Source organism: Centipeda sp. (in: firmicutes), from assembly GCF_057271695.1.
Genome location: NZ_DBHIVL010000022.1, coordinates 22955 through 32944, shown reverse-complemented (window position 1 = coordinate 32944; position 9990 = coordinate 22955). Strand labels below are relative to the sequence as shown.

Here is a 9990-nt window from a genome sequence, read left to right as displayed (position 1 = left end):
CACTCTGTGACCTGTTTTCGTGTGCCTTTATTTACCGGCTGTACTTTCAACCTTTGTCTCTTTCATTTATTTTTGTTTTCTCAGCAGGCAAACGTTCTCGACATGCGATGTCTGTGGAAAGAGATCCACCGGCTGAACTTCCTGCGCAAGATAACCGAGTTCTTGCAGAATAGCGAGGTCGCGCGCAAGTGTGGCAGGATTGCAGGAGACGTAGACGATGCGCTGTGGCTTCATGTTGGCGAAGGTACGAAGGACGGTTTCGGTGCAGCCGGCACGCGGCGGGTCGACGACGACAACATCGGGGCGAATCCCCTGCTTGTAGAGTGCCGGCATGACGGCGGTCGCATCGCCCACGATGAACTCGGCATTCTTTACATGGTTGTCGCGTGCATTTTTCCGTGCGTCGAGGATGGCGGGCTGTACGATTTCGATTCCGTAGACCTTTCGCGCTTTTTGGGCAAGAAACAGCGTTATCGTTCCCGTGCCGCAATAGGCGTCGATGACAGTCTCTGTCCCATGCAGGTCGGCATAGGCGAGTGCCTGCTCGTAAAGGCGTTCTGCCTGTCTTGTATTGACCTGAAAGAAGGAGCGCGGGGAGATGTGGAAGTTCAGCCGTCCCAAAGAATCGATGATGGTCGGTCGTCCCCAGAGCAGCTGTGTGTCGCGTCCCATGATGACGTTGTTGCGATAGGTCTGGATATTCTGATGAACACTGACGAGGTTTGGCAGACGCTCGCGCATCATGCGGACGAACTCCTTTGCACATGGGAGCTGCTTTGTTGCAGTGACAATGACCGCCATGAGATCGTTGCTGCATCCGACGCGCCCGACAATGTGGCGCAGAACGCCCTTGTGGGTGTCCTCGTTATAGACCGGAATGTGAAGCTGCTCTGCAATCTCGCGTGCAGCATTTGCAAGGTCGTTGTTCTCCGCACGCTGGATATAGCAGTTTTCCGTATTGATAATCCTGTGACTGCCCTGTGCAAAGCAGCCAATCATGATCTTTCCGCTATTTCGTCCAATTGGAAACTGCATCTTGTTCCGATAGTTCCACGGTTCTTCTGCACGCAGCGTTTCCATCACGGGAATCTGCGGGAGCTTGCCGATATGGGTCAATGCGTCTACGACCTGTGCACGTTTTGTACGCAGCTGAGCCTCATAGGAGAGGTGTTGGAGCTGACAGCCGCCGCATTCCTCGTAGAGTTCACAGCGCGGCACAACGCGATCGACGCTCTCATGCAGGATCTGCTTGATGCGTCCGCGTGCATAGCTGCTTTTTACTTCTTCTATGGTGACGAAGACGTTCTCGCCAGGGAGCGCATTCGGGACAAAGACGGTAAAATTCTCGTATCGTCCGACGCCCTCCCCGCTCGTCCCAAGGCGGTCAATTTGAAGTTCATAGGTCTCTTCTTTGCGGACGGGAATCGTCTGCGCGGCTTGCTTTATCGTTTTTCTATGTTTCATCGCTCTGCAAACGTCACCTTTTCAAATAGTTCCATCGGGTGTGTCAGGAGAATATCCGCCCCATGTGCCACGAGTTCCTCCTCTGGTCGGAATCCCCAGAGAACGCCGACCGCAAACGCTCCTGCATTGCGTGCTGTGTCCATGTCTACGTCTGTATCGCCAAAATATGCGGTCTGCTCTCCTGTAACCCCAAAATTTCTCATGATGTGAAGCACCTTTTGCGGGTCGGGCTTACGCGGCAGTCCTTCCTGATCGCCGATGATTTCCTGAAAAATCCCATGCGGAAAAAGCGTCTTCACAATCATCTCTGCCGCAGACTGATGTTTGTTTGTGCAGACTGCCATCGGAATACCGCGTCGCTGCAGCTCCGCAAGCATTTCCATAATGCCGTCATACGGCTTCGTCTTTTGGAGAAGATTTCGCGCATAGCGATCCTTGTACTTCGACATAAATTGCTCCACAAAGGTCGTATCTGCAGCGTACTCCTGCGGGAGAATGCGTTCCATCAGCTTTCGTGTTCCGTCTCCGACAAAATAGCGATATGCCTCCACCTCATGCATGGGAAAGCTGTGTGCGCGAAGTGTGCCGTTGGCACTGTCCGCCAGATCGTCCAGTGAGTTGACGAGCGTTCCATCCAAATCAAATACAGCGGCTTTATAGTTCATGGAAATGCCCCCCCTTTGACAAAAACAGCCTTTCCCTTTCGGAAAAGGCTGTTTGTCTCAGCCGAGTTTTTTTGCCAAGAGTTCGTTGACCATCTGTGGGTTCGCCTTTCCCTTGGACTGCTTCATCACCTGTCCGACAAGCGCACCGATTGCCTTCTTATTGCCGCCCTTATAGTCCTCAACGGCTTTTGCGTTCGCTGCGATGACCTGATCGACAATATCCTCGATCTCCTTTGTGTCGGTGATCTGGACAAGCCCTTTGTCCGCAACGATCTTTTCGGGGGCATCGGGCGATGTCCACATTTCCTTGAATACGGTTTTGCCGATCTTCGAGGAAATCGTCCCCTTCGAGATGAGCAGGATCATCTCACCGAGACGCTTTGCATCAACGGGCGAGTCCTCAATCGTCTTGCCCTCAGCATTGAGGTTCTTTGCGAGATCGCCCATCAGCCAGTTTGCCGCGAGTTTCGCGTCCGCACCTGTCGCCGTGATAGCATCATAGTACTCCGCCATCGCACGTGAGCTTGTGATAATGCCCGCATCGTAAGCAGAAAGTCCGGCTTCGTCCATCAGACGTGCACGGCGTGCATCGGGGAGTTCGGGCAGTTCCTTGCGGATCGCCTCGATCTCCTCTGCACTCGTCACAATCGGCGGCAGATCAGGCTCCGGCATATAGCGGTAGTCATGTGCCTCCTCCTTGCTGCGCATGGAGAGGGTGATGCCGCGCTCGGGATCCCATGTGCGCGTTTCCTGAATGATGTGACCGCCGTCTTCAAGCACCTCGGTCTGGCGCTCGATTTCGTAGTTGATGGCATCCTCAAGGGCCTTGAAGGAGTTGATGTTCTTCATCTCCGTGCGCGTGCCCAGTTTGTCCGAGCCGACGGGACGCAAAGAGACGTTGATGTCTGCGCGGAGATTCCCCTCCTCCATGCGACAGTTGGAGACATCGATGTACTCCATGATCGTCTTGATCTTCTCCATGTAGGCACGCGCTTCTTCCGCCGAGGACATATCCGGCTCGGAGACAATTTCAAGCAGGGGGACACCCGTACGGTTGTAATCCACGTTGGACGAGGAGGAGTCCTTGATCGTCGTGCCGGAGTGCACGAGCTTCCCTGCATCCTCCTCCATGTGGATACGGGTCAGACGAATGCGTTTCTTGCCCGCCTCCGTGTCAATATCCACCCAGCCGTGCTCCGCAATCGGGAGGTCGAACTGTGAGGTCTGAAAGTTTTTCGGAAGGTCGGGATAGTAGTAGTTCTTGCGGTCGAACTTGCTGTACCCGTTGATTTCACAGTTGGTTGCAAGCCCCGCCTTGATGGCGTAGTTTACGACCTGACGATTGACAACGGGCAGGACACCGGGAAGCCCAAGGCAAACGGGACAGACATGCGTGTTCTGATCTGCGCCGAAGCTCGTCGCACAGCCGCAGAAAATCTTGGACTTTGTCTTGAGTTCACAGTGAATCTCAAGACCGATGACGGTTTCGTATTTCATGCCCTTCCTCCAATCGGCGCCATTTTTGTATGGAAATCATGTGCCTGCTCATAGGTATATGCCGCACGCAGGATCGTCTCCTCCGCGAGCGGACGTCCGATGATCTGCAGTCCGATGGGAAGTCCCGCTGCGGTAAAGCCACAGGGAACGGAGATACCGGGAAGGCCGGCGAGGTTGAGAGGCACGGTCGAGATGTCCTGCAGGTACATCTGCAGGGGGCTCGTCATCTCACCAATCTTATAGGCGGGGGTCGGTGCGGTCGGTGTCATGATAACATCGACCTCCTCAAAGGCACGCATAAAGTCCTGCTGAATGAGTGTCCGCACCTTGAGTGCCTTGAGATAGTATGCGTCGTAGTAGCCCGCAGAAAGAGCATAGTTGCCGATGAGGATGCGGCGTTTGACCTCCGCACCGAATTTTTCCGTGCGCGTGCGCGTCATCATGTCGACGAGATCTTCCCCATCGACGCGCACTCCGTAGCTGACACCGTCATAACGCTCGAGGTTGGTCGCCGCCTCTGCGGGGGCGATCAAATAGTAGGTCGAGACGGCATAGTCCGTGTGCGGAAGTGAAATCTCGCGCACTTCCGCTCCCATCGCTTCAACATCCGCAATCGCCTTGCGGACAGAGGCTTCGACATCGCTGTCCATTCCCGAGATGAAGTATTCCTTAGGCAGACCGATCTTGAGTCCCTTTACGTCATTCTGCAGTGCTTTCGTATAGTCCGGTACATCTGCCCTGCTTGCCGTCGAATCCATGACATCGTGCCCTGCAATGACGTTCATGAGATGCGCGGCATCCGTGACATCGCGTGTGAGGGGGCCGATCTGATCGAGGGAGGAGGCATACGCCATAAGTCCGTAGCGGGAGACGCGCCCATAGGTCGGCTTCAGCCCGACAATGCCGCAGAACGAGGCGGGCTGACGAATCGAGCCGCCCGTATCGCTGCCAAGCGCCCAGATCGCCGTCCCCGATGCAACCGCCGCCGCACTGCCGCCCGAAGACCCGCCGGGGACACTCTCTGTGTCCCACGGATTATGGGTCGGGTGATAGGCAGAGTTCTCCGTCGAGCCGCCCATTGCAAACTCGTCGAGATTTGCCTTGCCAAGGATGACCGCGTCCGCATCGTGCAGTTTTGTCATAACCGTTGCATCGTAGGGCGGAACAAAGCTCTCCAGAATCTTTGATCCTGCTGTTGTACGCACGCCCTTTGTACAGATATTATCCTTAATTGCGCCCGGAATGCCCGCGAGGAGATGAATCTCCTCCCCCGCTGCGATCTTTGCGTCCACGCGGTCTGACGCAGCAAGTGCATCCTCGCGGTTTTCCAAAAGATATGCGCCGACTTCGTTTTCGACCGCGTCCATACGCGAAAGTACGTTTTCGGTCAGTTCGCGTGCGCTAATCTCCTTGCGCGTAAGCATATCATGCAGGATATGCGCCGGTTTCTCATATAGACTCAAAACAGCTCCTCCTTACCCTTCGAGTACCTTCGGTACTTTGAAATAGCCGTCCTCTGCAAGAGGGGCATTCGAGAGTGCCGCCTCATTGGAAAGGGACGGGCGCACCTCGTCGGCACGGAAGACATTCTCGATGGGCAGTGCATACGTCGTCGGATGCACATGCTCTGTATCGACATTGGAAAGATTATCCACATACGTTAGAAAATCCCCCAATGTTTTGAGTGCTTCTTCTTTTTCCTCTACAGGAATCGCAAGGCGCGAGAGATGCGCCGTTGTTGTGAGTTCCTGTTCCGTTACCTTCATGCCTCCACCGTCTTTCTTTGTCATATCCGAATCATTATAACAAATCGTTCCGCAGGTATCAAACGAAATCCTCATACTGTTTGCGGGCGGATAAAATCTGCCTCAAGTGCAAGGATCATCTCCCGCAGGAGCTTGAGTGCTGTCGCCGTTGATGTACCGCTCGGATCGAGCGGCGGCGAGAGTTCGACCATATCACAGGCAACGATATGACATCCGCGAATCACGGAAAGGGCTGCCTTCATGAGTTCAACAAAGGTCACGCCGCCCGCCTCGGGGGTTCCCGTTCCCGGAAATGCCGATGGGTCGAGCACATCGAGGTCTATGGTGAGATATACGGGACGATCCTTGACCTCTGCGATGGCTTCGGAGAGCCCTGCAAATGTAAAAGGGCGAAGATTCGTATGCCCCTCGCGTGCCCACTGCCACTCCGCACGCTCACCGCTGCGAATGCCAAACTGATGAATGCGTCCGTCGCCGAGGAAATCCCAGACACGGCGGATTACCGTCGCATGGGAGAGGTGATTGCCGAGATATTCGTCTCTGAGATCCGTATGCGCGTCGAAATGAATCACGGCAAGATCGGGGTGTTTTTCCGCCGCTGCCTTGATCGCAGGCAGGCTCACAAGATGTTCGCCGCCAATTAGAAAGGGAAGCCGACCATCCGTCAAAATATTCTTCGTAAATGTATGGATCATATCCAGCGCACGCTTTGTATCTCCGAATGGGAGCTCCAAATCGCCGCCGTCAAATGCGTGTGCATCCTCAAGATCAAGATCCTGATAGGGGCTGTACGTCTCCAGGCCGTAGGACTCTGCCCGCATGGTACGCGCAGCAAAGCGTGTTCCAGGGCGATAGGATGTCGTCGAGTCAAACGGTGCGCCGAAGATCACGATATGGCTGTCCTCATACGTCCCGTCACATCCGAGAAACGTTTCAATGTTGCGGTTCCACATCTTCGAGTATCTCCTCCACATAGTTCGGCAGGGCAAATGCAGCTGCGTGCAGCTGTGTGTTGTAATAGCGTGTCTTTATACCGAGCGACTTCCAATGTGCAAAGTCCACGCCCTCAACAGGGCGACGGTTCTTGGACGAGAATCCGAAGAGCCAATGGCCCGACGGATAGGTCGGTATGTGTACCTGATACACACGACTGAGCGGAAATGAATGGACAATGCGCTGGTGCATGCGCTGCATTGCATAGGCATCCTGCTCGTAAAACGGGCTCTCATGCTGATTGATCATGATGCCGTCCTCTTTGAGTGCCTTGAAGCAGTTCCCGTAGAACTCTTTCGTGAAAAGACCTTCCCCCGGTCCGAATGGATCCGTCGAGTCCACGATAATGAGGTCGTATGTGTCGATGGGTTTGCGTACGAAGCGCAGTCCGTCCTCGTAGTGGATGTGAACGCGCTCATCCGAGAGACATGACGCAGTCGATGGCAGGTATTCACGGCAGACATCGACCACCATCTCATCGATCTCCACGAGGTCGATATGGCGTATGGAAGGATAGCGCAGAAGCTCGCGCACAGTTCCCCCATCGCCGCCGCCAATCACGAGAATGTTCTCTGCCTCCGGATGTACGCATATGGGAACGTGGGTAATCATCTCGTGATAGATGAACTCATCCTTCTCTGTCAGCATCATATAGCCGTCAAGCGTCAAAAATCGCCCAAACTCGGGCGACTCGAACACATCGATGCGCTGAAACTCGCTCTGTCCGCTATAGATCTGACGATTCACGCGAATCGAAAGACGCACATCGGGCGTATGTTGTTCTGTATACCAAAATTCCATATCTATCTCTCCGTCATTACATTGAGATACTGTATGCTCATATCCTCGGGCCCCGTAATCTGGCAGCCCTTTTTCTTTGCATAGCGAATGTAGGTCAGGATTTCCTCCGTGATCTGCTCTCCCGGTGCAAGAATGGGAATGCCGGGCGGGTAGCACATGACAAATTCACTGCATATACGTCCACAGGACTTTGCAATCGGAAGGGACTCTTTCTCCGCATAGAACGCATCCTGTGGCCCGCAGACGACAACGGGGTCGATATACTCCATCTTGAGCGTCTTGGATGGATCCTTGCGGTAGTTGCGTCGGATCTCCGCGAGTGCCGCAACAAGGCGTTCGATGTCCTTCGGGCGATCCCCGACCGACACATAGGCGAGCAGATTCGCAATATCTCCAAACTCCGTCTGGATATCATAGTCATCGCGCAGGATGTCATAGACCTCGATGCCGGCAAGACCTGTCGGACGGGTGAAAATGGACAGCTTCGTCGTGTCGAAGTCAAAAACGGCGGCACCGTCGATCAGCTCACGCCCATAGGCATAGTAATCGCCGATGGCATTGATTTCGTCGCGTGCATAGGCAACGAGGTCGATGATCTTGTCGATGACCTCCCGTCCACGCAGGGCGAGATTCCGCCGACTGATGTCAAGGCTCACGAGGAGCAGATAGGATGCGCTCGTCGTCTGCGTGATATTGATGATCTGATGCACATAGCCGAGCGGCATGGAGTCCGAACAGAGCAGGAGAGAGCTCTGTGTCAACGAGCCGCCGGATTTGTGCATACTGATTGCCGCCATATCCGCGCCTGCATCCATCGCGGCGACAGGAAGCCGGTCACTGAAATACAGATGTGTGCCGTGTGCCTCGTCCACGAGCACCTTCATTCCATGGGCATGTGCAAGCTCCGTGATCGTGCGGAGGTCGGAGCAGATTCCATAATACGTCGGATTGTTGACAAAGACCGCCTTTGCATCCGGATGGCGTGCAATCGCTGCTGCCACATCCTCCACACGCATTCCAAGTGCAATGCCGAGGACATCGTCAATACCAGGATTCACATAGATCGGAATTGCACCACAGAGAATCAGGGCGTTGATTGCGCTCCGATGGACATTGCGCGGCATAATGATCTTATCGCCGCGTCCCACCGCCGAGAGCACCATCGCCTGTACCGAGCCCGTCGTCCCGCTCACCATAAAGAATGCGTGTGCGGCACGAAATGCCTCCGCCGCAAGGAGCTCCGCATCGCGTATCACAGAGACGGGATGACAGAGATTGTCCAGTATCTTCATCGAGTTGACATCGACATCCAAACACGCGCTTCCAAGAAATGCGGCAAGCTCGGGATTGCCGCGCCCGCGCTTATGTCCAGGTACATCGAAGGGTACGAGGCGCGCACGCTTCATTCGCTCAAGAGCCTCCTGAATGGGTGCGCTCGTCTGCGAGAGGTACGGCATTATTTCTCCTCCACGAGAAGTTTGGACACGAGCTCGTCATAGAGATAGTCTCCCGCAAGATCCTTATGCTTCACCCAGTATACCGCCTTCTCTACGTCCTTCTCAGCGGGAAGTCCCGCAGGACGGTAGGGCTTGAGTTCGAGGGCATCACGCGCGGGGGCAGGGAAGCCGCTTTTTTCCATGACAAGATCGATGTATTCCGCACGCGGCGCATGATTCAGATATTCCACGGACTTGTTGTAAGCGCGGTACATGGCGCGAATGGAATCCGCTTTCTCGTTGATGGCAGAATCGGAAAATACAATGACACCGGGATTTATGCCGAGCTCTCCCGATCGCGTGACGTAGTGACTTCCGGAGGCAACGGCAACGCTTGCCATTGGCTCCGGAAGAACCGCCGCCGCGAGATTTCCGCTCTGCAGCATCTCAAGTCGTACGGGAATCTGCGGAATAACGACCTTGGAGACCGCCCGCTCGTCCAACCCGTTCACCGCGAGGATCTCATCCGTCACATACTCGATGACGGTATTGCGTGAGATGGCGATCTCCTTGCCGTGCAGATCAGGGGCAGTTGAGATGCCCGTATTGCCGCCCGCAACGAGATTATAATTTCCGTCCGTGTAGGAGGTCGCGTGCAGGGCAAAGCCGCCCGAGCGTGCAAAGATAACCGCGAGAAGATCAGAGATTGCACCATCGAGATTGCCGCTCTGGAGAGCCGCATCCCGCTCCATCGCACTCTTGAAGGGGACGAGCTCGACCTCGACACCCTCCTCCGCAAAGTATCCACGCTCTACGGCGATGATGAACGGGATGGAATCCGTATCCGGCATCAGACCGATGGTGATCTTCGAGAGCTTTGCCTCCTTTGGCTGCGATTCCGACCCACAGCCTGCCGCGAGAAGGAGCAAAGCAGAAAGTGCCGCAGCAAGTAATCTCTTCATCCGATATCTCCTTCCCCACCCGAGCCTTGGGCGGATGGCGCATGCTCCCGCGCCATATGTTCGCACAGATAGCGCAGTGTCCACAGCGTATTGTACGGCGTGATTGCCGACTTATATGTGATGCGCGGAACGCCCGCATCCTGCAGTGCTTCGAGAACTTTTGTCAGACGTTTGCCCTGAATATTCTCGAACAGTATGAGACGATGCGGAAATTCAAAAACATCCGTGCTCTGTATCGACGACGCTTTGAAGCCCTTGCGGCCGAGCAGATAGCCGACCTTCTCGCGCCACGCGTCCGCAGGAAGAATCTGAACACGGATGCCGAGTGTGCGAAGAACTTCCTGCGCCAATGAAATCTGCTCTGTTGGAAATTGATAGAGCAGCACGCGCTCTTCTTTTTTCATTG

At 54.9% G+C, this 9990-nt stretch carries 10 protein-coding genes; all 10 read right to left on the bottom strand.

Going from position 1 to position 9990, the window contains the following annotated elements; translation table 11 throughout:
• Positions 1-66: 66 nt before the first annotated feature.
• Complete coding sequence (rlmD, locus tag ACO6BQ_RS05125) at positions 67-1464, bottom strand: 23S rRNA (uracil(1939)-C(5))-methyltransferase RlmD (protein ID WP_489119839.1); 1398 nt, start codon at positions 1462-1464, stop codon at positions 67-69.
• Positions 1461-2129 carry an HAD family hydrolase gene (locus tag ACO6BQ_RS05120; protein ID WP_489119838.1) on the bottom strand — a complete coding sequence of 223 codons (669 nt, stop codon included), beginning with the start codon at positions 2127-2129 and terminating at the stop codon, positions 1461-1463. Before ACO6BQ_RS05120 ends, rlmD begins: the two co-directional genes overlap by 4 nt.
• Before the next feature lie 57 nt (positions 2130-2186).
• The gene (gene gatB, locus ACO6BQ_RS05115; protein ID WP_489119837.1) at positions 2187-3626 is read right to left on the bottom strand and encodes an Asp-tRNA(Asn)/Glu-tRNA(Gln) amidotransferase subunit GatB; all 1440 of its coding nucleotides are present in this window, start codon (positions 3624-3626) and stop codon (positions 2187-2189) included.
• The gene (gene gatA / locus ACO6BQ_RS05110) at positions 3623-5089 is read right to left on the bottom strand and encodes an Asp-tRNA(Asn)/Glu-tRNA(Gln) amidotransferase subunit GatA (RefSeq protein ID WP_489119836.1); all 1467 of its coding nucleotides are present in this window, start codon (positions 5087-5089) and stop codon (positions 3623-3625) included. Before gatA ends, gatB begins: the two co-directional genes overlap by 4 nt.
• A gap of 12 nt (positions 5090-5101) precedes the next feature.
• Positions 5102-5392 (bottom strand): Asp-tRNA(Asn)/Glu-tRNA(Gln) amidotransferase subunit GatC, encoded by a 291-nt coding sequence (gene gatC / locus ACO6BQ_RS05105; RefSeq protein WP_489119835.1) that lies wholly within the window; start codon positions 5390-5392, stop codon positions 5102-5104.
• Positions 5393-5463: 71 nt separating this feature from the next.
• On the bottom strand, positions 5464-6345 hold the full coding sequence (gene speB, locus ACO6BQ_RS05100; RefSeq protein WP_489119834.1) for an agmatinase: 882 nt from the start codon (positions 6343-6345) through the stop codon (positions 5464-5466).
• The gene (speE, locus tag ACO6BQ_RS05095; protein ID WP_489119833.1) at positions 6326-7186 is read right to left on the bottom strand and encodes a polyamine aminopropyltransferase; all 861 of its coding nucleotides are present in this window, start codon (positions 7184-7186) and stop codon (positions 6326-6328) included. Before speE ends, speB begins: the two co-directional genes overlap by 20 nt.
• A gap of 2 nt (positions 7187-7188) precedes the next feature.
• Entirely contained in the window at positions 7189-8643 is a 1455-nt protein-coding gene (locus tag ACO6BQ_RS05090) for an aminotransferase class I/II-fold pyridoxal phosphate-dependent enzyme (protein ID WP_489119832.1), read from the bottom strand.
• A complete protein-coding gene (locus ACO6BQ_RS05085; RefSeq protein WP_489119831.1) occupies positions 8643-9584 on the bottom strand; it encodes an ABC transporter substrate-binding protein in 942 nt (313 codons plus the stop codon). The genes ACO6BQ_RS05090 and ACO6BQ_RS05085 overlap by 1 nt, the downstream gene beginning before the upstream one ends.
• A complete protein-coding gene (locus ACO6BQ_RS05080; protein WP_489119830.1) occupies positions 9581-9988 on the bottom strand; it encodes a DUF3783 domain-containing protein in 408 nt (135 codons plus the stop codon). Before ACO6BQ_RS05080 ends, ACO6BQ_RS05085 begins: the two co-directional genes overlap by 4 nt.
• Positions 9989-9990: the final 2 nt, after the last annotated feature.